Source organism: Rhodopseudomonas telluris (genome assembly GCF_042432815.1).
Taxonomy (GTDB): Bacteria; Pseudomonadota; Alphaproteobacteria; order Rhizobiales; family Xanthobacteraceae; genus Rhodopseudomonas; species Rhodopseudomonas telluris.
The window spans coordinates 1-22,689 of record NZ_JBHLWM010000007.1 but is presented as its reverse complement, the minus strand read 5'-3'; the positions used below and the strand labels follow the sequence as shown (position 1 = coordinate 22,689).

The 22,689-nt window shown below is 67.5% G+C and carries 27 protein-coding genes; 3 read left to right on the top strand and 24 right to left on the bottom strand.

The genetic code is table 11. From position 1 onward, the window contains the following. Positions 1-32: 32 nt before the first annotated feature. The 7 genes from tolQ to ACFFJ6_RS17375 form a co-directional block, all read right to left on the bottom strand. Positions 33-746 carry a protein TolQ gene (tolQ, locus tag ACFFJ6_RS17405; protein WP_378390079.1) on the bottom strand — a complete coding sequence of 238 codons (714 nt, stop codon included), beginning with the start codon at positions 744-746 and terminating at the stop codon, positions 33-35. A gap of 289 nt (positions 747-1,035) precedes the next feature. Beyond that, positions 1,036-1,935, bottom strand: coding sequence for a sigma-70 family RNA polymerase sigma factor (locus ACFFJ6_RS17400; protein ID WP_378390077.1), 900 nt, complete (start codon positions 1,933-1,935; stop codon positions 1,036-1,038). Then, the gene (locus ACFFJ6_RS17395) at positions 1,919-2,386 is read right to left on the bottom strand and encodes a carboxymuconolactone decarboxylase family protein (protein ID WP_378390074.1); all 468 of its coding nucleotides are present in this window, start codon (positions 2,384-2,386) and stop codon (positions 1,919-1,921) included. The genes ACFFJ6_RS17400 and ACFFJ6_RS17395 overlap by 17 nt, the downstream gene beginning before the upstream one ends. 145 nt (positions 2,387-2,531) lie before the next feature. Next, positions 2,532-3,002 carry a DUF2852 domain-containing protein gene (locus ACFFJ6_RS17390; RefSeq protein ID WP_378390072.1) on the bottom strand — a complete coding sequence of 157 codons (471 nt, stop codon included), beginning with the start codon at positions 3,000-3,002 and terminating at the stop codon, positions 2,532-2,534. A 144-nt stretch (positions 3,003-3,146) separates the two neighbouring features. Next, on the bottom strand, positions 3,147-3,851 hold the full coding sequence (locus tag ACFFJ6_RS17385) for a TetR/AcrR family transcriptional regulator (RefSeq protein WP_378390070.1): 705 nt from the start codon (positions 3,849-3,851) through the stop codon (positions 3,147-3,149). Between the two features lie 210 nt (positions 3,852-4,061). Beyond that, the gene (locus ACFFJ6_RS17380) at positions 4,062-4,478 is read right to left on the bottom strand and encodes a YciI family protein (protein WP_378390068.1); all 417 of its coding nucleotides are present in this window, start codon (positions 4,476-4,478) and stop codon (positions 4,062-4,064) included. A 995-nt stretch (positions 4,479-5,473) separates the two neighbouring features. Then, entirely contained in the window at positions 5,474-5,650 is a 177-nt protein-coding gene (locus tag ACFFJ6_RS17375; RefSeq protein ID WP_378390066.1) for a DUF2934 domain-containing protein, read from the bottom strand. A 265-nt stretch (positions 5,651-5,915) separates the two neighbouring features. Between ACFFJ6_RS17375 and ACFFJ6_RS17370 the strand changes: the two genes are divergently transcribed. Next, entirely contained in the window at positions 5,916-6,704 is a 789-nt protein-coding gene (locus ACFFJ6_RS17370) for an SDR family NAD(P)-dependent oxidoreductase (RefSeq protein WP_378390064.1), read from the top strand. 251 nt (positions 6,705-6,955) lie between these two features. Here the strand turns inward: ACFFJ6_RS17370 and ACFFJ6_RS17365 are convergent, their stop codons facing one another. The 5 genes from ACFFJ6_RS17365 to ACFFJ6_RS17345 all read right to left on the bottom strand — a co-directional run bounded on the left by ACFFJ6_RS17365 (position 6,956) and on the right by ACFFJ6_RS17345 (position 10,323). Then, entirely contained in the window at positions 6,956-7,366 is a 411-nt protein-coding gene (locus ACFFJ6_RS17365; protein ID WP_378390062.1) for a VOC family protein, read from the bottom strand. A 10-nt stretch (positions 7,367-7,376) separates the two neighbouring features. Then, positions 7,377-8,657 carry an RNA polymerase sigma factor gene (locus tag ACFFJ6_RS17360; RefSeq protein ID WP_378390060.1) on the bottom strand — a complete coding sequence of 427 codons (1,281 nt, stop codon included), beginning with the start codon at positions 8,655-8,657 and terminating at the stop codon, positions 7,377-7,379. Further along, complete coding sequence (locus ACFFJ6_RS17355; RefSeq protein WP_378390058.1) at positions 8,654-9,025, bottom strand: YciI family protein; 372 nt, start codon at positions 9,023-9,025, stop codon at positions 8,654-8,656. Before ACFFJ6_RS17355 ends, ACFFJ6_RS17360 begins: the two co-directional genes overlap by 4 nt. Positions 9,026-9,112: 87 nt before the next feature. Beyond that, positions 9,113-9,538 (bottom strand): VOC family protein, encoded by a 426-nt coding sequence (locus tag ACFFJ6_RS17350; protein ID WP_378390056.1) that lies wholly within the window; start codon positions 9,536-9,538, stop codon positions 9,113-9,115. Between the two features lie 83 nt (positions 9,539-9,621). Further along, the gene (locus tag ACFFJ6_RS17345; protein WP_378390054.1) at positions 9,622-10,323 is read right to left on the bottom strand and encodes a TetR/AcrR family transcriptional regulator; all 702 of its coding nucleotides are present in this window, start codon (positions 10,321-10,323) and stop codon (positions 9,622-9,624) included. Between the two features lie 89 nt (positions 10,324-10,412). Between ACFFJ6_RS17345 and ACFFJ6_RS17340 the strand changes: the two genes are divergently transcribed. After that, positions 10,413-11,051 carry a glutathione S-transferase N-terminal domain-containing protein gene (locus ACFFJ6_RS17340; protein ID WP_378390052.1) on the top strand — a complete coding sequence of 213 codons (639 nt, stop codon included), beginning with the start codon at positions 10,413-10,415 and terminating at the stop codon, positions 11,049-11,051. Between the two features lie 250 nt (positions 11,052-11,301). Here the strand turns inward: ACFFJ6_RS17340 and ACFFJ6_RS17335 are convergent, their stop codons facing one another. The 12 genes from ACFFJ6_RS17335 to ACFFJ6_RS17280 all read right to left on the bottom strand — a co-directional run bounded on the left by ACFFJ6_RS17335 (position 11,302) and on the right by ACFFJ6_RS17280 (position 20,629). Then, entirely contained in the window at positions 11,302-11,871 is a 570-nt protein-coding gene (locus tag ACFFJ6_RS17335; RefSeq protein WP_378390050.1) for a TetR/AcrR family transcriptional regulator, read from the bottom strand. A 194-nt stretch (positions 11,872-12,065) separates the two neighbouring features. Beyond that, positions 12,066-12,533, bottom strand: a complete 468-nt coding sequence (locus ACFFJ6_RS17330) for a nuclear transport factor 2 family protein (RefSeq protein WP_378390048.1) — start codon at positions 12,531-12,533, stop codon at positions 12,066-12,068. A gap of 67 nt (positions 12,534-12,600) precedes the next feature. Next, positions 12,601-13,848 carry an OpgC domain-containing protein gene (locus ACFFJ6_RS17325; RefSeq protein ID WP_378390046.1) on the bottom strand — a complete coding sequence of 416 codons (1,248 nt, stop codon included), beginning with the start codon at positions 13,846-13,848 and terminating at the stop codon, positions 12,601-12,603. Between the two features lie 158 nt (positions 13,849-14,006). After that, entirely contained in the window at positions 14,007-15,317 is a 1,311-nt protein-coding gene (locus tag ACFFJ6_RS17320; RefSeq protein WP_378390044.1) for an NAD(P)/FAD-dependent oxidoreductase, read from the bottom strand. 94 nt (positions 15,318-15,411) lie between these two features. After that, positions 15,412-15,813, bottom strand: coding sequence for a tol-pal system-associated acyl-CoA thioesterase (gene ybgC / locus ACFFJ6_RS17315; protein ID WP_378390206.1), 402 nt, complete (start codon positions 15,811-15,813; stop codon positions 15,412-15,414). A 196-nt stretch (positions 15,814-16,009) separates the two neighbouring features. Further along, positions 16,010-16,231 carry a type II toxin-antitoxin system HicB family antitoxin gene (locus ACFFJ6_RS17310; RefSeq protein ID WP_378390042.1) on the bottom strand — a complete coding sequence of 74 codons (222 nt, stop codon included), beginning with the start codon at positions 16,229-16,231 and terminating at the stop codon, positions 16,010-16,012. Further along, on the bottom strand, positions 16,228-16,470 hold the full coding sequence (locus tag ACFFJ6_RS17305) for a type II toxin-antitoxin system HicA family toxin (protein ID WP_378390040.1): 243 nt from the start codon (positions 16,468-16,470) through the stop codon (positions 16,228-16,230). The genes ACFFJ6_RS17310 and ACFFJ6_RS17305 overlap by 4 nt, the downstream gene beginning before the upstream one ends. Then, complete coding sequence (gene ruvB, locus ACFFJ6_RS17300; RefSeq protein WP_378390038.1) at positions 16,467-17,513, bottom strand: Holliday junction branch migration DNA helicase RuvB; 1,047 nt, start codon at positions 17,511-17,513, stop codon at positions 16,467-16,469. The genes ACFFJ6_RS17305 and ruvB overlap by 4 nt, the downstream gene beginning before the upstream one ends. A gap of 348 nt (positions 17,514-17,861) precedes the next feature. Then, a complete protein-coding gene (locus ACFFJ6_RS17295) occupies positions 17,862-18,287 on the bottom strand; it encodes a cytidine deaminase (protein ID WP_378390036.1) in 426 nt (141 codons plus the stop codon). Further along, positions 18,284-18,901, bottom strand: coding sequence for a Holliday junction branch migration protein RuvA (gene ruvA / locus ACFFJ6_RS17290; RefSeq protein ID WP_378390034.1), 618 nt, complete (start codon positions 18,899-18,901; stop codon positions 18,284-18,286). The genes ACFFJ6_RS17295 and ruvA overlap by 4 nt, the downstream gene beginning before the upstream one ends. A gap of 223 nt (positions 18,902-19,124) precedes the next feature. Further along, on the bottom strand, positions 19,125-19,646 hold the full coding sequence (gene ruvC / locus ACFFJ6_RS17285) for a crossover junction endodeoxyribonuclease RuvC (RefSeq protein ID WP_378390032.1): 522 nt from the start codon (positions 19,644-19,646) through the stop codon (positions 19,125-19,127). A gap of 236 nt (positions 19,647-19,882) precedes the next feature. Further along, positions 19,883-20,629 carry a YebC/PmpR family DNA-binding transcriptional regulator gene (locus tag ACFFJ6_RS17280; protein ID WP_254985118.1) on the bottom strand — a complete coding sequence of 249 codons (747 nt, stop codon included), beginning with the start codon at positions 20,627-20,629 and terminating at the stop codon, positions 19,883-19,885. Positions 20,630-20,820: 191 nt separating this feature from the next. On the opposite strand from ACFFJ6_RS17280, the gene ACFFJ6_RS17275 reads away from it, so the two are divergent. Then, positions 20,821-22,575, top strand: coding sequence for a methyl-accepting chemotaxis protein (locus tag ACFFJ6_RS17275; protein WP_378390029.1), 1,755 nt, complete (start codon positions 20,821-20,823; stop codon positions 22,573-22,575). Positions 22,576-22,689: the final 114 nt, after the last annotated feature.

Sequence of the window (22,689 nt, the reverse complement as noted above, 5' to 3'; positions counted from 1 at the left end):
TCGGATGCTCACTTTGCGCCCACCTGCCCGGATCATGCGCGCTCGTCGATCTGCCGCGACAGGATGGCCGAGAACTCGTCCGCGAAACCCTCCAGCCGCTGGGTCTGGCGGTTCACCTCGGATGTGAACTTGTTATAGAAAATTGTCGCCGGAATGGCGGCGATCAGGCCCACCGCGGTGGCGAACAGCGCCTCGGCGATGCCCGGCGCGACCACGGCCAGCGAGGTGTTCTTCGACGCGGCGATCGACTGGAAGCTCGACATGATGCCCCAGACGGTGCCGAACAGGCCGACGAACGGGCCGGCCGAGCCGACCGTCGCCAGCACCAGCAGACGGCGCTCCAGCCGCTCGACCTCGCGGGCGATCGAGACGTTCATCACCTTCTCGATCCGCATCTGCAGGCCGGCGAAGGAGCGCGAATGGCTTTCGAACGAGCGCTTCCACTCGCGCATCGCGGCCACGAAGCACGCCGCCATCGAGTGCGTCGGCTTCGCCGACAGCGTCCGGTACAGATCGTCGATGGATTCACCCGACCAGAACGCCTGTTCGAAGCGGTCCATCGCGCGCTTGGTGCGGGAATAAAGCAGCAGCTTGTCGATCGCGATCGCCCAGACCCAGACCGAGCAGCCGATCAGGCCGAGCATCACCGACTTGACGATCCAGTGCGCCTGCCAGAACAGCGCGATCAGCGAGACGTCGGCGGAAACCATCGGCATCGCTGACTGGGTCACGTCGGCCGGGTTCATGATCGATTATCCTCTCACGCAAGGGTCCGGCGGCAGCCGGCACCGGCTCCGTCCGCGCGGCACACGCCGCAGTCCGGCAAGAGCGCCACCGCCAAATTTTGCGTTGTCAATTGGGAGGGCCCGTCCGAAGCCGGGCCCTGAATCCCCTGCCAACGTGTCAAAACGAGGGCTGAAAGCGCATCCTGACGCCCCTAACCAATCGCTAATCAGGGTTAAGAAGGCGTTACCAGTTCCGGGAAAATGCCCGTGATCGCACGGGCTGGCGCCGCCGCTGGGCGGCCGCAAAGGCTCAGTGCACCGGCGCCGCGGCGGCCGGCGGGGGCAGATGGCGCAGCTTGTCGGGATTGCGGACGACGTAGATCGCCACGATACGGCCGTCCTCGATCGCCAGGGCCGTGGTCTGCGGCCCATCACGTTCCTGCGAGACGAACCCCGGCAGGCCGTCGATCGACTGCATGGCGAGCAGCGCCGAGGCGGCCGGCTTCTTCCGGGCGATGCCGGCGAAGAACCGCGCCACCCGGACGGCGCCGTGAATCGGGTTGAGCGCGGCGAGGCGCTTGCCGCCGCCATCACCATAAAACACCACGTCATCGGCGAGCAGCGCGGTCAGTCCCGCGAGATCGCCGCTGCGCGAGGCTTCGAAGAAGGCGCCGGCGATGGCGAGGCCACGCTCCTCCGAGACCGGAAAGCGCGGCCGCGCGGTGCGGACGTGACCGCGCGCCCGCGTCGCGAGCTGGCGGCAGGCAGCGGCATCGCGATCCAGCGTGCGGGCGATGTCGTCGAAGGAAAGGCCGAACACGTCGTGCAGCAGGAAGGCCGCGCGCTCCAACGGCGACAGCCGCTCCAGCGCCAGCATCAAGGTCAGGGTGATATCATCGCCCTCCTCTTCGGCCGGCGGGCTGATCAGCGGCTCCGGCAACCATGGCCCGACATAGGTCTCGCGTGTCTTCCGCGCGGATTTCAGCACGTCGAGGCACAGCCTCGTCACCACCTGGGTGAGAAAACCCACGGCGTCGCGCACCGCCGCGCGGTCGGTGCGGTGCCAGCGCAAGTAAGCGTCCTGCACCACGTCCTCGGCCTCGGCGACAGAGCCGAGCATCCGATAGGCGAGGCGGACGAGCCGCGGCCGCAGCGGCGCAAAGCTCGCTGCGGCATCGTCGGCAGGCGTCTGCTCAGGAGGCCTTGGCATGGGCCACGGCAGCGACCGGATGGATCAGCCGGAAGCCGATCGCGATCCGGTTCCAGGTGTTGATCGCGCCGATCAGCAGCGTGAGATTGACCTGCTCGGCCGGGCTGAACTGCTGAGTCAGGACCTCGTAGTCCGCATCCGGCGCGTGTGTCTCGGCCACCAGCGTCAGCGCCTCGGTCCAGCCGAGCGCGGCGCGTTCGCGATCGGTATAGACCGGCGACTCGCGCCAGGCGTTCAGCAGATAGAGCCGCTGCTCGGTCTCGCCATGGGCGCGGGCATCCTTGCTGTGCATGTCGAGGCAGAACGCGCAGCCGTTGATCTGCGAGGCGCGCATCTTCACCAGCTCGATCAGGCTCGGTTCGAGGCCGCTATTCTTGATCGCGGTCTCGAGCGCGACCATCGCCCTGTAGGCTTCGGGCGCGGCGCTGGCGGGGTTGAGGCGGGCTTTCATCGTCGTCTCCTGCGGTTGGATGAGGATAGGACGAGACAGCGTCGCGTGGTGTGACATTGCCGCGAGCAAAAATTCTGCGCGGCCCAAACAAAACCGCCCGCCTGGGATCCAGGCGGGCGGTGATGTCACTGAGTGTGAAGGTCGATCAGCCCTGCTGCGGCGTGTCGGACGAGCCGGCCGGCTTGGTGCGGTGCTGCGCCATGAAGGCGTCGAACTCTTCCTTGTCTTTGGCGTGGCGCAGGCGCTCGAGGAAGTCCTTGAACTCGACCTGCTCTTCTTCGAGCCGGCGGAGCGTTTCCATCCGGTACTCGTCGAACGCGCGGTTGCCGCTGGAGGGCGGACCGAAGCCGAAGCCGTGGCGGTCCATGCGCTGGCGCATCCGCTCCATCTTGTACTGCATCCGCTCCATCTTGTTCGAGAAGCGATCACCGCGATCCCAGCAACCCATGTTTCTGCTCCAGAGTGTGTAGAAGAGAAGTGCCAATCCGATCGGCCACCAGACGATGAAGCCGGCCACGGTCAGCAGGATCCAGCCAGGACTCCAGGACGATCGTAGCGCGGGCTGGTAGCGCGCCCCGGGGGGACCCCATCGATCGTAGTCAGCGGCGTTGGCCATGTGCCTCTCCATTCCCGGCAGGCGCCGGTGTGAATGTAAATAACATTTACATAGCTAATCCATTCTCTGGTTTTGTCAAGCGAACGTGGAAAACGGTCGGGGCGACAATTTCGCACGGCGCTCACTTCACGGTGAGCGCGAGCCTTATGGGGCGGTGCCCCAGGGGCCGGAACGCTTTGGTTCCGCTGACTTTTCCGGCTGGGCGCGGAGGTCGGCCGGGAAGCCCAGGCCACGCAGATAAATCAGCACGCCGGCTTCGAGCAGTTCTTCGGCCGCCATCGGCAGCTTGCGCCGCGCGGCGTCGCCGCGGCCGAACAGCGAGGCGATGCCGTGCGACATCGACCAGATGTGCAGCGCCATCATCAGCGCCGGCGGCCGCGTGACATTGGGCGGCGTCAGCGCGGCGAGGCGTTCGGCGGCGGCGCGGATGACGTTGAAGGCGCGTTCCGACGCGGTCAGCAGCAGCGGATTGGCATCGACCGGCACGCCGGATTCGAACATCGCCGAGTAGTAGGCCGGCTCGCTGCGGGCGAACGCCAGATAGGCCGGCCCGACCCGCATGAAAGCCGTGATGGTGTCGGGACGGCCGTCGTCCCAGGCTTTCGCGAGCACCTGCTCGAACTGCTCGAAGCCGCGCTGGGCGATGTTCGACAGCAGTTCGTCGCGGTCGCGGAAGTGCCGATACGGCGCGGCCGGGCTGACGCCGGCCATCCGGGCGGCGTCCGCGAAGGTGAAACCGGCCGGGCCCTTCTCGGCGATCAACCCGAGCGCGGCCTGCAGCAGCGCTTCCTTCAGATTGCCGTGATGATAGCCGCGCTCGGCGCGGCGGTCTTCCTTGCGCCAGCTCATGTGAAGGGCTTTTACATGACGACCGGCGAAAGGTCACGGCCGATCGCGCCGTGTTGCGAACCGGTTCCACGCCCGATCGACCGTCCCCGGACGGCGTTTTCGGGCGCAAAAACCATGCGGCAAACCTGTGGCAGCCACGGCTCGGCCAACGATGTTGCGAACAGATCGCGGCAAGCGCCACCTGCCGCGCTCTTTCGGTGGCCGAGTACCCTACCGGCGCCCCGCCGCCTGCATCGCCTCGAAGCCGGCGAGCTCGGCCTTGAGCTCGTCCGGGAAGTCGGCCATCTCCTGGACCTGCCGGACCTCGATCACTTCGTTCGGACCGGCCGGGCAGCGCGTCGCCCAGGCGATCGCCTCTTCGCGCGAGGCGACGTCGATCATCCAGTAGCCGCCGAGCACTTCCTTCACCTCGGCGAACGGGCCGTCGATCACCAGCGGCCTGCCACCCTCGAAGCTGACGCGCGCGCCCATCGACGGCGGGTGCAGCCCGTCGCAAGTAATCAACACGCCGGCCTGCTGCAGCGCCTCGTTGTACTTCATCATCGCCGCGACGGCCTCCGCCTCCGGCATCTCGCCGGCCGCCGCGCGCTCGTAGCCCTTCGGAATCATCAGCATCATGAACCGCATCGTCATCTCCCCTTGCTGGACCAGATGTCCTTGGGACGAACAGAGGCGGTCCGCGCCGACATCAGGTCCCGAAATAATCGCTTCCTCCGATTGTCCGGGACGGTCTTCGTGATCCTTACTGATCATTCGTTGCCGCGTGCAGTGCAGCGGGAAAGTCCGCGTCAACGCGCGGCAGCGTACCAGCGCCGAACAAATTCCCGCCGCATTGATTGACGAACGTTCATCCGTCGATGTTCGCAGAGTGGGGACTCAACGAAGAGCGAATAGTCGTCGCGGGGCGTTTCAGCGTAGCAAATCCAACCGGCCGATCGCGCAGCTGCACGATCATCTCACACGTCGCCGCACCGCGGCACGTGGCCGGGTTTTGCTGTGTCGGGCGTCCACGCTGTCTTGGGAGGATGGAATGGACGAAGCTACAAAACTCGCCGCCTCGCGCGCGATGGCCCAGTTTCTCGCGATCGCCTCACTGCTGATGATCGCCGCAGTGGTGTTCTATGTGCGGTGAGGCGCAGCGTCGCCAAGCGGGCCGGTGATATACGCCGGACGGCCTGATGATTGCGCTCTCCAACGTCCGGCGTTGCAGACATGGTGCGGGACCCATCCTTCGAGGCTCGCTGCGCTCGCACCTCAGGATGACGGCGGCGAGTGGTGACAGGCTCAGGAACAAGTGGTCAGAGGCTCACGGGCGGAGTTTCGGCGACGAGCCCGGCCATGATATGCGGACGCGTGTAGTCAACTAAGCGCAGCACGATCCACGCCGGATGCACTGAAGAACCGGTCGTGCACCGCGCCCTCTACACTTCACCACTTCACATCGATTCCCACTCGTCACATCGATTCCCACTCAACCCTGCGCCGTCATCCTGAGGTGCTCGCCCGATCGGGCGAGCCTCGAAGGATGCGGACACAGGGGCATGACCCATCGCCCCCCCCGGCGTCGCGACGGCGGGGAGGTCTTGACCGCGGATAAATAAGCCGCCCCGAGATTTCGCCGCTCAGCTATTGGTCGTGATGCTCGGATCCGATTTGAGCTGCTGATAGGTTTCCTGTTCGCCGCGGACTTCCTTTTCGGCTTCCAGCCAGAATTCTTCGCTGCGGTCATCGGGATAGCCGGCCAATTCCCACTTCTCGCGGGCACGGTGGCGGATACGCTGCGTCAGTTCGTCGTCCATGTCTGACCTCCGGTCGGAACGCGGTACGTGTAGCGCGTCCGCAATTCTATCTTCGCTTCATGTAATCCTGATGTCGGCGACCCGTTCCGGCCGCGCGGGCGATGCGCCGCAGGCGCGCGGCGGCGCGGTTGCTCGCCATCGATCGGGCGCGACAGGAAATTCTCCGCTGCGCCGTAACAACGCAACCTCTGCTCGTTCCGCATGTGCTAACAGGTCAAGTCGCACCGCACCAACGATGCGCTGCCCAGCAATGACAGGACGATCCATGACTGCCTCTCCGCCCAAAGTCGCACTGATCACCGGCGCCGCGCGTGGCATCGGGCTGGCGACGACGCGCCGTTTTCTCGATGAAGGCTGGCGCGTGGCGCTGCTCGACAACGACGATGACGGGCTGCGCGAGGCGATCCGCACCCTGGCGGAGCCGGAGCGAACGCTGGCGCTGCATTGCGACGTCGCCGATGCCGCGTCGGACGCCAGCGACATCGCGGCGATCGCCGAACGGTTCGGCCGGCTCGACGCGGTCGTCAACAATGCCGGCGTCGCGGTGTTCAAGCCGCTGATGGACACCACCCACGCCGAATGGCAGCGGGTGATCGACGTCAACCTGACCGGGCCGTTCAAGCTGATCCAGGCGTCGGTGCCGCTGCTGCGCGACTCCGGCGGCGGCGCGATCGTCAACGTCACCTCGATCTCGGCGCTCCGCGCCTCGACGCTGCGCTCGGCCTATGGCTCGAGCAAAGCGGGGCTGGCGCATCTCACCAAACAATGCGCGGTCGAACTCGCCGGCCTCGGCATCCGCGTCAACGGCGTCGCCCCCGGCCCGGTCGAAACCGCGATGGCCAAGGCCGTGCATTCGCCGGAGATCCGCGCCGATTATCACGACGCCATCCCGCTCGGCCGCTATGGCCTCGAAACCGAGCTGGCCGAGACCATCTTCTTCCTGTGCAGCGATCGCGCCAGCTACATCACCGGCCAGATATTGGCCGTCGACGGCGGCTTCGACGCCGCCGGCATCGGCCTGCCGACGCTGCGGGGGGAACGGCGGAACGGGTAGGACGTCATTCACGAGCTCCGTGCCCGGCTCGCCCTCACCCCAACCCTCTCCCGCAAGCGGGAGAGGGGGCGCGTTGGGCCTGGGGAGAGTCATTGATTTCTTTTGAGCGCTTCTCGCGAGCATCGTTAGAGATAGTGCACGATCTCGCCCAGCAACGCGGCGCAATCCCTCTCCCGCTTGCGGGAGAGGGTCGGGGTGAGGGCGACGCGAGCAGTGCGGTCATGTTTGGACGCAGCCCAAGTCCTTAGTAATCACTCCTCCAGCGGGCAGTTCACCATCCAGGGCATGCCGAACTGGTCGGTGCACATGCCGAAGCCGCGGGAGAAGAAGGTGGCGGCGAAGGGCATGGTGACGGTGCCGCCTTCGGCCAGCGCCTTGAAGCGGCGTTCGGCGTCTTCGGGGGTTTCGACGATCAGCGACACCGCGAAGCCTTGCGGCGTGTGGAAGTAGCCAGGCGGCGCGTCGCCGGCCATCAGCACTTCGCCGTCGATCGTGAGCTTGCCGTGCATCACCTTGGCTTCCTGGCCGGGCGGCACCGGCGTGCCGGGCGGCGCTTCCTTCCAGGTCAGCAGCGCCTCGATCCGGGCGCCGAGCACCTTCTCGTAGTAACGAAACGCCGCTTCGCACTTGCCCTCGTAGAACAGATAGGGATTGACCTGCACGGCGTTCTCCTCAGGTGATGGAAAATGAGTTCGTCGAACTCACCGCGCGGTCGCGCGCGAGCCGATCGAGATGCATGCGGATGTGGTTGGCTTCGGCCGGCGTCCGCGCCAGCGCGATGGCGCGGTCGAAGGCGGTGCGGGCCTCCGGGGCGCGGCCGAGTTGCAACAGCAGCGCGCCCTTGGCGCCGAAGTAATGGAAGTAGTTGTCGAGCCGGTCTTCCAGCGGCGTGATCATCGCCAGCGCGGCGTCGGGACCGCGCACCTTGGACACAGCGACGGCGCGGTTCAGCGTCACCACCGGCGACGGCTGCAGGATCTCCAGCGAGCCGTACAGCAGATCGATCTGGGTCCAGTCGGTGTCCTCGAAGCGCGGCGCGCGGGCGTGCAGCGCGGCGATCGCGGCCTGGATCTGATAGGCGCCGGGGCGGCGATGGCGCATCGCCTTGTCGATCAGCGCCAGCCCTTCAGCGATCAGCTTCGGATCCCACAGGCCGCGATCCTGATCCTCCAGCAGCACGATGGCGCCGTCCGCACCGAACCGCGCCGCGGCGCGCGCATGCTGCAACAGCATCAGCGCGGCCAGCCCCATGATCTCCGCCTCGGCCGGAAACAGCCGCAGCAGCAGCCGCACCAGCCGGATCGCCTCCTCGCACAGCGGCGCGCGCAGGCCCGCGATATCGCCGGCGGCCGAATAGCCCTCGTTGAACACGAGGTAGATCATCGCCGCCACGGCGCCGAGCCGCTCGCTGCGCTCCACCGGGCCTGGGGTTTCGAACGGCACGCCGGCGCGTGCGACCTTCGCCTTCGCCCGGGTGATGCGCTGCTCCATCGCGGCGTCCGACACCAGGAAGGCCCGCGCGATCTGCGGCACGGTGAGACCGGACACGATCCGCAGCGCGAGCGCGATCTGCTGAGTCGGCGGCAGCTCGGGATGGCAGCAGATAAATAGCAGCCGCAGGATGTCGTCGCGATAATGCGAGCCGTCGAGCCGCTCGGCGAGTGCGGACTCGGCATCCTCCAGATCGGAGATCGCGTGGTCGTCGTCGGGCAGCGGCTGCTGCCGCTTGCCGCGGCGCAGATCGTCGATCGCGACGTTGCGGCCGACCATGATCAGCCACGCCGCCGCGTCGCGCGGTGGACCGTTCCGCGGCCAGGCTTTCAGCGCGCGCAGGCAGGCGTTCTGGAACGCCTCTTCGGCGGTGTCGAGGTCGCGGAAGTAGCGCAGCAGCGCGCCGATCGCCTGGGGCCGCGCCGCCGTCAGTGCGGTGTCGATCCAGGCGAGATCGGTCATGGCTGCGCCGTCCCCGGCATGAAGGTGGCAATCGGACGGATCTCGTAGGCGCCCCCCGGATTGGCGCGGCCGAGATCGCGCGCGACATCGAGCGCGGCGTCGAGATCGTCGCATTCGACGACGTAGAAGCCGAGCAGCTGCTCCTTGGTCTCGGCGAACGGGCCGTCGATCACCAGCGGCGGCTCGCTGTCCTTGCGCAGCGTGGTCGCCGCCGTGGTCGGCAGCAGCCGCGCGACGGGGCCGAGGCGGCCTTGCGCCGCGAGCTTGCCGTGCACGACCTTCAGCCGCTCCATCACGGCGGCGTCTTCCTCGCGCGTCCAGGAACCGACGAAATCCTCGTCGTGATAGCAAAGGATGGCATAGAGCATGTCGAGCGGATCTCCCTGGCTGCGCGAGCTTGACCTCACATTGTCACCAGCATGCCGGACAACGGCGCGGCGAGAAAGTGGCGCGGCTCAACCGGCCGCCGGCAGCGCGTGGGCGAAGCTCCAGGAGTGGCCGAACGGATCGATCACCCGGGCATAGCGGGCGCCCCAGAACGCATCCCACGGCGGCATCGTGACGGTGGCGCCGGCTTCCTGGGCGCGCGCCACCGCGGCGTCGCAATCGGGCACTTCGAGATGCATCGTCACCGCGGTTCCGTTGAGCTCGCTTGGCGGCAGCACCGCCTCGTCGCCGTGATGGCTGCGATATTCGGGGAAGCGGTCGACGATGAAGATCCGCGCGCCGAGCGCATGGATCTCGGCATGCATCAGGCGCTTGCCGTCCTCGGCCGGCATCCGCACCACCTCGGTGGCGCCGAGCGCCTGCTTGTAGAAATCGAGCGCCGCCGTGGCGTCGCGAACGACCAGATGCGGAGTAATGGGCTGAAGCGCCGTCATGGCGGTGTCCTCGGTGATGGCTGACCCCCAGAGGACGAACGACACGGGCGGCGCCCGACAGCGCCGCGGCAGATTTTCAGCCGTCAGGCCGGGCCGCAGATCAGCGCGATGGCCGCATCCGCGATCCTGTCGAGCGCCGGGCGCGGCGTGCCGGCGCGGGCGCGGATCGACAGCGTGTGCAAGGTGGCCGACGCGAGCTGGCCGAGCAGCACCGGATCGGCCGACGCCGGCAGCTCGCCCTGCTTCTGCGCGGTCCGCAGCAGGCCGGTGAACGCCCTGTCGAGTTCGCCGAGCGTGTCCTGGACCATGGCGCGGATCTCCGGATCGGCGATCGCCTCGGAGGTCGCGGTCATCACCGTGAAGCAGCCGCCCGGGCTGGCCTCGCCCGACAGATAGATGTCGAGCGCGGCGTCATACAGCCGCCTCAGCCGCTGCCGCACCGGCGCCTCGCCGGCGATCGACGCGGTGATCCGGGCGCGGGCGTCGTCGCGATAGCGCGTCAAGCTCTTGATAAAGAGATCGCGCTTGTCGCCGAACGCGCCATACAGGCTGGGCCGATTCATCCCGGTCGCGGCTGAGAGATCGTCGAGCGAGGTGGCGGCGAAGCCACGTTGCCGGAACAGAGCGAGCGCCTGGCCGAGCGCCTGCTCGGGCTCATAGGCCCGCGGCCGCCCGCGCCGCTTCGGCGCGGGGGTATCGCTCGGGTTCGCCGCCGGGGCTTTGGGAGCCTTGGGGACCTCGGGAGCCTTGGCCGGCCCGCGGCTCGCGCCTGATTTTTGTACCATGTCGCAAATAATTCCTTGACCCGCCCCATATTATGCGAGACGGTACATAAATCAACACGCGGCCCGCCGCGACACCGAGGGAGGTTCCGATGGATCTGTATTTCTCACCGCTGGCCTGTTCGATGGCGAGCCGCATCGCGCTGTATGAAGCCGGCGGCGCCGCGAATTTCGTCGAGGTCGATCCGCCGAGCAAGACGGTGCTCGCCGACGGCAGCGATTTCCGTGCCGTCAATCCGCTCGGCCTGGTGCCGGTGCTGCGCACCGAAAGCGGCGTGGTGCTGACCGAGAACGCCGCGATCCTGCAATACATTGCCGACCGCTATCCTTCGAGCGCGATCGGCGCCGGCAGCGGCATCGAGCGCTCGAAGCTGCAGCAATGGCTGTGCTTCATCGGCACCGAGCTACACCGGGGCCTGTTCGCGCTGCTGCTGAAGGCCCCGCCGGAGGTGAAGGCGTTCGCGGTCGAGACCGGGACCTCGCGGCTCGACTATCTGAATAACCACCTGCAAGGCCGCGACTACCTGCTCGACAGCTTCAGCGTCGCCGACGCCTATCTGGTCACGGTGCTGAACTGGACGCGCGCGACGCCGCAGATCGATCTGGCGAAATGGCCGGCGATCAAGGCCTATCTCGGACGCCTGCAGCAGCGCCCCAGCGTCGCCAAGGCCTTGGCCGAGGAACTGCCGCTGTACCAGGCCGAAACCGCGCGGCACAAAAAGGCGGCGTGAGCGCTTTCTTGTAACTCGATAGATCAGCCAAAGGCCGCAGCGCGCCCCCTCTCCCGCTTGCGGGAGAGGGCTGGGGTGAGGGCGAGCCGAGCAGTCACTCAGCATGTGCGGAGCGGAGTGCCCTCACCCGCCCCGGCTTCGCTACGCTCCGCCGGGTCGACCTCTCCCGCAAGCGGGAGAGGTTGCGCTGTGCGCGCCTTGACGCTTTGCCACAACAACAAAGGACGGACGCGGGCGCTCCGATTTACGACTACGCCAGCAGCCGCGCCTTCAACTCCGCCAGCGCGCGCGTGAACACCTTGGCGTCGTCGCGGGCGCGGGCCAGCACCAGCGCGCCCTGGATCGACAGCACCGCATCCTCGGCCCGGCGGCGAGCAACCGCGGCCGACAGGCCGCCACGGCGCAGCGCGGCGGCGAGCGCGTCCTGCCAGCGCGCGAAGTAATCATTCACCGGCGCGGCGAAGTCGTCGCGGGCGTGGCCGAGCGCGATCACTCCTACCAGACAGACACGGGCGCCGGAGCGGAAGTAAGCGTCGACGCCGGCCAGCATGGCCTCGATCGCGGCGCGCGGGTCGTCCGGCTCGCGCAGCGGCGCGAAGATGTTGGTTTCGAACCAGCCGTCGATCTCGGCCAGCACCTCTTGGGCCATCTGCTTCTTGCCGCCCGGAAAGAAGTGATACAGGCTGCCCTTGCCGAGCCCGGTCGCCTCCGTGATCAGCGCCAGCGACGCCCCCTCATAGCCATGCGCGCGAAACACCTCGCCCAGCAGCGGCAACAGCGCGGCGCGGTCGGTGGATGATTTGGATGGGCGCGTTTTCACAAGGCCTCTTCAAGTGGGTTTGGTGCGGAGCATCGCAACAAGCACGGCCTCATGGTGAGGAGGCGCGAAGCGCCGTCTCGAACCATGCGCCACAGGTTCTGCTTGGCTCACATCCTTCGAGACGCCCGGCTTCGCCGGGCTCCTCAGGATGAGGTCCGCGTTTCTGGGATCGCGTTATTCAATCAATGAGGCCCTCAAAACGGCTCTGCCGCAAGCCCCGGCACATCCGCCGGGCGGGGCCCCGGGGCGGGCCAGTGGAAGCGGCGGTCGGTTTCCTTGATGGCGACGTCGTTGATACTCGCCTCGCGGCGGCGCATCAGGCCGGCCTCGTCGAACTCCCATTGCTCGTTGCCATAGGAGCGATGCCACTGGCCGGCGTCGTCGTGCCATTCGTACTGGAAGCGCACCGCGATGAAATTGCGGTCGAACGCCCACAGGTCCTTGATCAGACGGTACTCGTGCTCCCTCTCCCACTTCCGGGTGAGAAACTCGACGATCGCGTCGCGGCCCTGGAGGAACTCGGAGCGATTACGCCAGCGGCTGTCCGGCGTGTAGGCGAGCGACACCTTCACAGGATCGCGCGAATTCCAGGCATCCTCGGCCATCCGCGCCTTCTGGGCGGCGGTCTCGCGGGTGAACGGCGGCAGCGGCGGGCGCGACATCTCGGCATCTCCTTCGGCTTCGATGCCGCGGAGATTGTACCGATCGGTACAACGAGTCAAGCGGGCGCTAGACCGTCGCCTTGATCTCCTCGGCCCGCGCGCCCTGCGGCTGGTCCGCGACCGCCTGCTTCGCCGGCGGCTCCTCGACCGGCATCGTCGCCGGCACGGTGAACAGCGTCGGCAGGCTGCGATACCAGGTGGCGACCCAGGCGATGCCGATCATCAGGCCGATGCCCGCGAGGCTGACGAAAATCTGCATCGCGATGCCGCCCGAAACCTGGCGCAGGATCCAGTGCGCGGTGAACGACAGCAGCACGCCGAAGCAGAACACCGGCAGCGAGCGCTGGCCGCACAGGATGACCGGATGCAGCGCCCGCGAGCGCAGCGCCGGCAGATCCGGCGGCAGCAGCTTCACCACGATAGTCAGGAGCGCCAGGAAGTGAATCAGCCGCAGCGGCGACAGGCTGGTCTTGTCGATCGGATAGATGATCTTGCCGACCGACTCCGGCACCAGCCCCCACAGCGCCTCGAAATTCCACGACATCGCGATCACGAAGGCGACGCCGACGATCAGCCACGACAGCGTCTGGTTCGGCCACGACTTCACCCACGGCCGGATCTGCGGCCCGTTGCCGAAGCCGCACCAGATGCCGAACACGAACAGGAACTGCCAGGCGAACGGGTTGAAGTACCAATGGCCGTCCGGAAACGACGGCAGATTCCAGCCCAGCGAACGCGACACGAGATAGAGCAGGCCGGACAGCACCAGCGTGGTGTGCGGCCGCCGCATCAGCCCCCACAGGATCAGCGGCGCCATCACCACGAACACGATGTAGAGCGGCAGCACGTCGAGATTGACCGGCTTGTATTTCAGCAGCAGCGCCTGCTGGATCATCACGTCGGGGTTCTCGAGAAACTGCGCGACGTTGAACTCGTCCTTGTACATCGGATTGTCGAAGCGCCGTGCGGCGCGCGACACCTGCGCGGTGAAGAACAGGAACAGAAAGACGTGCGCCACATAGAGCTGCGCGGCACGCGTCCACAGCCGCTTGGTGGCCGCCACCATCTCGCCCGAGCGCACCGCCGGCCCGTAGGCGAAGCCGATCGAATAGCCGGAGATGTAGACGAAGAACTCGGCGGCGTCGCAGAAGCCGTAGTTGCGCAGCGTCAGCCAGCTCATCACATTGTAAGGGATGTGATCGAGGAAGATCATCCACTGGCCGAGGCCACGCAGGAAATCCAGCCGCAGATCGCGCTCGCGCGGCCCGAGGATCTCGACGCGCGGCGTCTGGTTACTAGCGTCCACACCTGCCATGCCGGGTCCTTCGCTCGAATCATCAAGGAGCGGCGCACTCTATCCGACCGGCGACGGAACAGCTCCCTGCGACAATTCACGGGAAGCCCCGTGAGGCACGTGGGACACGCTGGTTCCACCGTGGACGAACCGCGCGACCGGTCTCCGCAGCCGGGGCGTCAGTGCAGCTTCACCGTCGGGGTCGGCCGGGTCGAGCCGGACAACAGGCTGAGCAGCGTCCGGCCGCGGCCGTACAACGCGGCCTCGTGCATCTTGTACAGCGACCGATACATGAAGCGGGCGAAATAGCCCTCGATCAGGAAGCTCTTGCCGACCAGCGAGCCCATCAGATTGCCGACCGCCGAGTATTTGCCGAGCGACACCAGCGAGCCGAGATCGCGATAGCGGAACTCGTCGAGCGGCTGGCCGGCCAGCCGCTTCTCGATCTGCGCCAGCAGGAACTCGGCCTCCTGATGCGCTGCCTGGGCGCGCGGCGGCACGTTGTTCTCGTAGCCGGGGATCGCGCAGGCGGCGCAATCGCCGAGCGCGAACACGTCGTCGTCGCGGCTGGTCTGCAGCGTCGGCCTGACGACGAGCTGATTGATACGGTTGGTTTCCAGCCCGTCGATCTCCTTGAGGAAATCCGGCGCGCGCACGCCCGCGGCCCAGACCACCAGCTCGGACGGAATGAGCTGGCCGTCGGCGAGCTTGATGCCGTCGGCCAGCACTTCGGCGACGCGGGCGCGGGTGCGGACCTCGACGCCGAGGTCGGTCAGCAGCTTGAGGGTCGCCTGCGAGATCCGCTCGGGCAGCGCCGGCAGGATGCGGTCCGCCGCCTCGATCAGCACGATCTTGAGGTCGTGCTCCGGATCGATCTTGTCGAGACCGTAGGCGATGATTTCGCGCGCGGTGTGGTGCAGCTCGGCGGCCAGCTCGGTGCCGGTGGCGCCGGCCCCGATGATCGCGACGTGGAGCTGCCCCGGCTCGATCGGCGTATGCTGATGCTGGGCGCGCAGGCAGGCATTGACCATGCGGCGGTTGAACCGCGTCGCCTGCTCCGGCGTCTCCAGCGGCACCGCGTGCTCCTTGGCGCCGGGCGTGCCGAAATCATTGGTGACGCTGCCGACCGCGACGATCAGCGTGTCGTAGCCGAGTTCGCTTTCCGGATTGACCTCGCGGCCTTCGTCGTCGATCACCGGCGCCAGCTTGATCACCTTGCGGACGCGGTCGAGGCCGGTCATCTCGCCGAGCCGGTAGTGGAAGTGATGCCAGTGCGCCTGCGCCAGGTAGTTCAGCTCGTGCTGGGAGCGTCGCAGCGAGCCGGCCGCGATCGCGTGCAGCAGCGGCTTCCAGATATGGGTGCGGCTGCGATCGACCAGCGTGACCCGGACGGCGCCTGCGTCGCCGTATTTGTCGCCGAGCGCGGTGGCGAGTTCCAAGCCGCCGGCGCCGCCGCCGACGATCACGATCCTGTGGGGCGTACCAGTCATGGGGAATCCGGGCGCAAGGGGACAACGAGCGACCCGAGTGGTTTACCATCAATCGGCCGGACGCCCTAGCACCGGCGCGCTGCCGCACACAGGATCAGTTAACGTCGGCCTTCATTGCCACGCGAAGCGGTAATGGGATCGGTCGCGCCCGGCCGCCGGACACGAACGCAACCTTGACCTTGGCCTCGATCAGCACGTCGTCCTTGCGCTTGACCTGCTGGTGCATGGTGATCGATGCGCCGCGCACCTCGATCGGCCGGGTGATCACTTCGAGCAGATCGTCCATCTTGGCCGGCTTGAGGAAGTCGAGCTGCATCGCCCGCACCACGAACGCAAACCCCGGCGTCTCGCTCTCCGCCTCGGCGAACAACGCGCTCTGCGCCGCCCCAAGCAGCCGCAGATAATTGGTCCGCCCGCGCTCCATGAAGCGCAGATAGTTGGCGTGATAGACGATGCCGGAGAAGTCGGTGTCCTCGTAGTAGACGCGGACCTGCATGTGATGGGCGCTGTCGAGGATGGCGCCGTCGAGGGAGTGGGACAAATCGTTTGACCTGTGATGCAAGGGCGGAAGACTATCGATGTCGTCATAGCGGGGCTCGTCCCGGCCATCCACGCCCTGTCCCTAACTTCTGCCGCAAGACGTGGATGCCCGGCACGAGGCCGGGCATGACGGGTGGGGAGTCCGAAGGTTGCTACCCGGCTCGTGCCAGCGGCGGCGCCGGCTCGGGCACGTGCTGCTTCCATTCCTTGGCGGACTCGATCCAGGACGCGATCGCCTCCTGGACGTTCTTCAGAGCCTCTTCAGGCGTCGCGCCGTCGGACATACAACCAGGAAGCTCAGGTACGGTGGCGAGATAGCCGCCGCCATCGGCTTCCGACAAGCGATCAATTCGCACGCCATATTCCAGCTTCATCGCGGACCTCCGTGCGTCTCAATATAGTGCACCAGCTTGCGGATGTAGACCGGCTTGATCGGACGGCGGGCCGGGATTGTCAGGATTTCCGTCGCTGCCGGGTGTTTCGCATGGCAGTGCGATCCTTTGCCGGCCCGGAACATCAGGCCGTGATCACGGCAGACCTTCTCGATATCCGCGATCGTCCAATCCGCCGCCGGATTGCGCCGCATGCGGTCGAGGAGATCCGAAGCCATCATCCCTCCTCCTCCCCGCCGAACAGCCCGAACTGCCCCGGCTCGCGCGACGGGGCGGCGAGGCCGAGGTGGCGGAAGGCGTGGTCGGTGAGCAGGCGGCCGCGCGGGGTCCGCTGCAGGTAGCCGCACTGGATCAGATAGGGCTCGATGATGTCCTCGATCGCGTCGCGCGGCTCGGACAACGCCGCCGCCATGGTCTCGACGCCGACCGGGCCGCCGCCGTAGTTCAGCGCGATGGTGGACAGATAGCGGCGGTCCATCGCGTCGAGCCCGGCGGAATCCACTTCGAGCGCGCCGAGCGCGTGGTCGGCGATCTTGCGGTCGATCGCTTCGGCATCGGCCGCCGAGGCGAAATCGCGGACCCGGCGCAGCAGCCGGCCGGCGATGCGCGGCGTGCCGCGGGCGCGGCGGGCGATCTCGTTGGCGCCGTCATTGGTGATCGGCGTGCCGAGCACGCGCGCGCCGCGGCGCACGATGCTCTCCAGCTCATCGATGGTGTAGAAATTCAGCCGCACCGGAATGCCGAAGCGGTCGCGCAGCGGATTGGTCAGCAGGCCCGCGCGCGTGGTGGCGCCGACCAGCGTGAACTTCGACAGGTCGATCTTCACCGAGCGCGCCGCCGGGCCCTCGCCGATGATCAGGTCGAGCTGAAAATCCTCCATCGCCGGATACAGCACCTCCTCGACCGACGGGCTGAGGCGATGGATCTCGTCGATGAACAGCACGTCGCGCTCTTCGAGATTGGTCAGCAGCGCGGCGAGGTCGCCGGCCTTGGCGATCACCGGGCCCGAGGTGGCGCGAAACCCGACGCCGAGCTCGCGGGCGACGATCTGCGCCAGCGTGGTCTTGCCGAGGCCCGGCGGGCCGACGAACAGCACGTGATCGAGCGCTTCCTTGCGCTTGCGCGCGGCGTCGATGAACACCTGCAGATTGGCGCGCGCCTGCTGCTGGCCGACGAACTCGGACAAATTCTGCGGCCGCAACGCCGCATCGCCGAGATCATCACCGCGGCGCTCGGGCGTGACGAGGCGGGAGGGGTCAGTCATGGCGCGAGGATAGCATGGTGAGTGAGTTGAGGATGGTCTCCCCTCCCCAGGCACGGCGCAACCTCTCCCGCTTGCGGGGGAGGTCGGATCGCGCAGCGATCCGGGTGGGGGAAGCGCTCTCCGCGAGTCGGAGAGTCAGTGCCCGCGTCGCCCTCACCCCAACCCTCTCCCGCAAGCGGGAGAGGGAGCGCGCGGCGCTCTTCCCCCCTCCCCCTTGCGGGGAGGGGTCGGGGGTGGGGGTCCCCAGGCACAGTGCCCGGGTCGCCCTCACCCCAACCCTCTCCCGCATGCGGGAGAGGGAGCTCGCCGAGCGCGGGGCAAGCGCAGCGGCCAACATCAGCGCTCCACTCACAACACCCGCTCCCGGCTGTATTTGTTCGGCAGCAATTCGCTGATCCCCACGGCCTCCACACCGTCCGGCCCGGGCACCAGCACGCGGGCGTTGCGGTCGTAGTCCCAGATCAGTTCGCGGCAGGCGCCGCAGGGGGAGACGACGCGGACTTCGCGGTCGGTGTCGTGCGGCTTGGGGTGGCGGACCGCCACGATGGTGTCGATGCCGGCTTCGCCGAGCTGCGTGATCACCTGGCCGAGCGCGACCGCTTCGGCGCACACCGCCATCCGGCCCAGATAAGCGTCGAGATTGACCGCGACGTAGCGCTGGCCGGTGCGGGTCAGCAGCGCGGCGCCGACTTCCTGCCAGTCATTGCGGTAGCGCTTGCTAATCGTCTCGATCGCGGCGTCGATCAGCGCCTGGTCGGTTTCGGTCAGACTCACTTCGACAGCTCCTTCAGGCCGAGCTTGATCAGTTGCGCGGTCGCCGCATCCTCACCGGCGCTGCGCGACGCAGCCGCAATGGCGGCCGCCGCCTGCGGCTGGCCATAGCCGAGATTGACCAGCGCCGAGATCGCGTCCGCCACTGCGCGCGGCGCGGTGTTGTCGTCGATCGCGCCGGACAGATGCACGACCGCCGGATCGACGTTCGACAGCGCCGGCACCTTGTCCTTGAGCTCGGTGACGATGCGCTCGGCGACCTTCGGGCCGACGCCGGGCGTGCGCGCCACCGCGGCCTTGTCGCGCAGCGCGATGGCATTGGCGAGGTCGTGCGGCGGCAATGTCGAGAGCACCGCCAGCGCCACCTTGGCGCCGACGCTCTGCACCGTCTGCAGCAGGCGGAACCATTCGCGCTCGGTGTCGGTGCGGAAGCCGAACAGCTTGATCTGGTCCTCGCGCACATAGGTCTCGATCGACAGCGTCGCCGCCTCGCCCGGCGACGGCAGCGCCTGCAGCGTGCGGCTGGCGCAATGCACCTGATAGCCGACGCCGTGCACGTCGAGGATCACGTAGTCCTCGCCGTAGCTATCGATCACGCCCTTGAGCTTGCCGATCATGCGCGGGCTCCAGAGGCCCGCACTCGCTCAAAGCGCAGCGCCCGTTCTCCCCTCCCCCCTGCGGGGAGGGGTCGGGGGTGGGGGGCCACGAGCACTGTGCCCGCGTCGCCCTCACCCCAGCCCTCTCCCGCAAGCGGGAGAGGGGGCGCGCTGTGGGCGGGGAGAGGCTGCGTCCCATGTTCGCAAGAAGCCCCATCGCAATGAGCCATTGCCATCTGCGCCCTCATGCCCCCACCGCCTTCAGCCTTTGCGCGCTGACCCGGTGGTGGGCGTGGGTGATGGCGATGGCGAGGGCGTCGGCGGCGTCGGCGGTTTTCGGATCGGCCTTGGGCAGCAGGATCTTCAGCATCATCTGGATCTGGGTCTTGTCGGCGTGGCCGGCTCCGACCACCGTCTTCTTGACGAGATTGGGCGCGTATTCGGCGACCAGCAGGCCGTGCATCGCCGGCACCAGCATCGCCACGCCGCGCGCCTGGCCGAGCTTCAGCGTCGCGGCGCCGTCCTTGTTGACGAAGGTCTGCTCGACCGCGGCCTCCGCCGGCAAGTATTCGGCCAGCACCTTCTCGAGCCCGGCGTGGATGCCCAGCAGCCGTTCCGCCAGCGGCAGCGTGTCCCGCGGCTCGACCGAGCCGCACGCCACATAGACGAGCCGATTGCCCTCGCTCTCGACCACCCCCCAGCCGGTGCGGCGGAGGCCGGGGTCGATCCCGAGAATGCGAACGCTGCGAATCGGCGGCTGGCTCATGGCGCAGTGATAACGCCAGATAGACGTGAACGAAACAGAAACGGACTGAAGGCAGAGCCGGCGCTTCTGGAAAACCCAGCCCACCTGCGTTCCCCGGATGCTGCGCAGCGCGCCGCCCTTGCGGCGTGGTGCGCTGCTGATCCGGGGCCCGGTTAGCGGCGACCAAAGAAGAGAACCGGGGTCCCGGATCTGCGGAGCAGCGCTGCGCGCTGCGCCGCGTCCGGGAAACGGGGGAGTTACCCCGCCATCTTCGCCATCAGGGCGTCGGACACCTCGAAGTTGGCGTAGACGTTCTGGACGTCGTCGTGGTCGTTGAGGTTGTCCATCAGCTTGAACAGCTTCTCGCCGGTCTCGTCATCGACCGCGACGGTGTTCTGCGGCTTCCAGATCAGCGCCGCCTTGCGCGGTTCGCCGTATTTGGCTTCGAGCGCCTTGGCGACGTCGCGGAAGGTGTCCTGCGAGGCGTAGATCTCGTGGCCGGACTCGGACGACGCGACGTCGTCGGCGCCGGCCTCGATCGCGGCTTCCAGCATGTCGTCGGCGGAGGCCTTGTCGGCGTCGTATTCGATCACGCCGGTGCGGTCGAACATGAAGGCGACCGAGCCGGTTTCGCCGAGGTTGCCGCCCGACTTGGTGAAGTAGGAGCGGATGTCCGAGGCGGCGCGGTTACGGTTGTCGGTCAGCGCCTCGACGATCACCGCAACGCCGCCCGGGCCGTAGCCCTCGTAGCGGATCTCGTCGTAGTTCTCGCTGTCGCCGCCGATCGCCTTCTTGATGGCGCGCTCGATATTGTCCTTCGGCATGTTTTCCTGGCGGGCGGCGATCACGGCGGCGCGCAGCCGCGGATTCATCGCCGGGTCGGGCGTGCCGAGCTTGGCCGCCACGGTGATTTCGCGCGCCAGCTTGCTGAACAGCTTCGACTTCTGTGCATCCTGCCGGCCCTTGCGGTGCATGATGTTCTTGAATTGGGAATGTCCGGCCATGCGTGCTCTCTCGCGGTCGATCAGGAAAATTTCGGGCTGCGGCGCGGGGTTATAAGCGGCGGAAGGGCCGAAATCAAAGACCTCGCCGGCCTCCCCCTCCGAATGGCCGGTTTTCCGTATCAGGAAATTTAACCTTAACTTCACCGCCTTGCGCGAATCTCCGCGATATTTCTCGGTTTGCGGGAGGATCCATGGCGTTCGGCCTTTTTCGAAAGCGGCAGGCGGACCCGCCGGCGCCGAACGCTCCCGCCGTGGCCCCGCCGCCGCCTGCGGTGCCCGCAGCCGCCGACGAGGCCGATTCGGCCTCGGACATCCTCGAACTCCTGGAGCTCGAACTCGGCTCGCTGATTCGCCAGCTTGAGCGCGCCGCGCAGTCCGTCACCACCGGGGTGCAGGCGACCACCACCACGCTGCACACCATCCGCGAGCGCACCGACGCGCTGACCGGCCATACCAGCGCCGCGCGGGCGACCGCGGTGTCGTTCTCCGAGGCTGCCGACAAGTTCACCCACTCGGCCGAGGGCATCGGCGCGCAGGTGCGGCAGGCGTCGCAGCTCGCCGACGACGCCAGCGCCGCCGCCCATGAGGCCACCGCCAATGTCGAGCGGCTGCGCGATTCCTCCGCGGCGATCGGCAATGTGGTCAACCTGATCGCCCAGATCGCCCGGCAGACCACGCTGCTGGCGCTGAACTCGACCATCGAGGCGGCCCGCGCCGGCGCCGCCGGCCGCGGCTTCGCGGTGGTGGCCACCGAGGTGAAGGCGCTGGCGGTGCAGACCCAGGAGGCGACCGAGGAGATCAAGCGCAAGATCGACGCGCTGCAGCACGACGCCTCGAGCTCGGCCGACGCGGTGCATCGCATCACCAGCGCGATCGCGGCGATCCGCCCGGTGTTCGACAACGTCAACGGCGCCGTCGCCGAGCAGAACGCCACCACCGGCGACGTCGCCGGCAATGCCGCGACCGCCGGCAATTTCATCGTCTCGGTCGGCGACAGCGCCGCCGAGATCGCCAGCGCCACGCAGGAGGCCGAGCAGCACGGCGCCGACGTCGCCCGCGCCGGCCAGACCGTGACGCTGTTCGCCGAGAAGCTGCGCGCCCGCACCGCGGTGCTGCTGAAGCAGGGCGAGCGCGAGGAGGCGCGCCGGCGCGAGAAGCTGCCGTGCCATCTGTCGATCGAGATCGCGGCGCCGCGCGGACGCATCAGCGCGCCGGTATATGAGATCTCGCATGGCGGCCTGCTGATCGCCGGCCCTGCCGCGGCGTCGCTGGCGGTGAATCAGACTTACGATGCCGATCTGCAGGAGGTCGGCGCCTGCCGGATTCGGATCACCGAGCACAGCGGCGCGGGCGCACAGGCGACGTTCATCGCGCCCGGCCCGGCGCTGCAGGACGCGATCGAGGACCGGCTGTGGGCGATCCGCGACGAGAACTCCGAATTCGTCGCCCGCGCGCTGGAAGCCGGCGCCGAACTGCACCGCATCTTCGAGCGCGGCATCGCCAGCGGCGCGATCACACTGGAGGCGATGTTCGACGACAAGTACGTGGAAATTCCCGGCACCAATCCGGTGCAATATCGGACGCAGATTCTCGACTGGGCCGACCGCGCGCTGCCGCCGTTTCAGGAGGCGTTCCTCGCCAAGGACTCGCGGATGGCGTTCTGCGTGATGATCGATCGCAACGGCTATCTGCCGGTGCACAACCGGATCTACTCGCAGCCGCAGCGCCCCGGCGACGTCGCGTTCAACACCGCGAATTCCCGCAACCGCCGCATCTTCAACGACCCCGCCGGCCTCGCCGCCGGCCGCAACACCCGTCCGTTCCTGATCCAGAGCTACGCCCGCGACATGGGCGGCGGCAACATGGTGATGATGCGTGAGATCGACGTCCCGGTGAAAGTCCGCGGCCGGCATTGGGGCGGGTTCAGGACGGCGTACAAGCTGTGAGCTGAGCGCAACTGACAGCGTCCTTGCGAAGAGGATGGATTGCCGGGTCGGGTGTTCAGCCCGGAGACATAGTCGACGCCTGTTCGGAGACATCACCGACACTTTTCCCGCCCG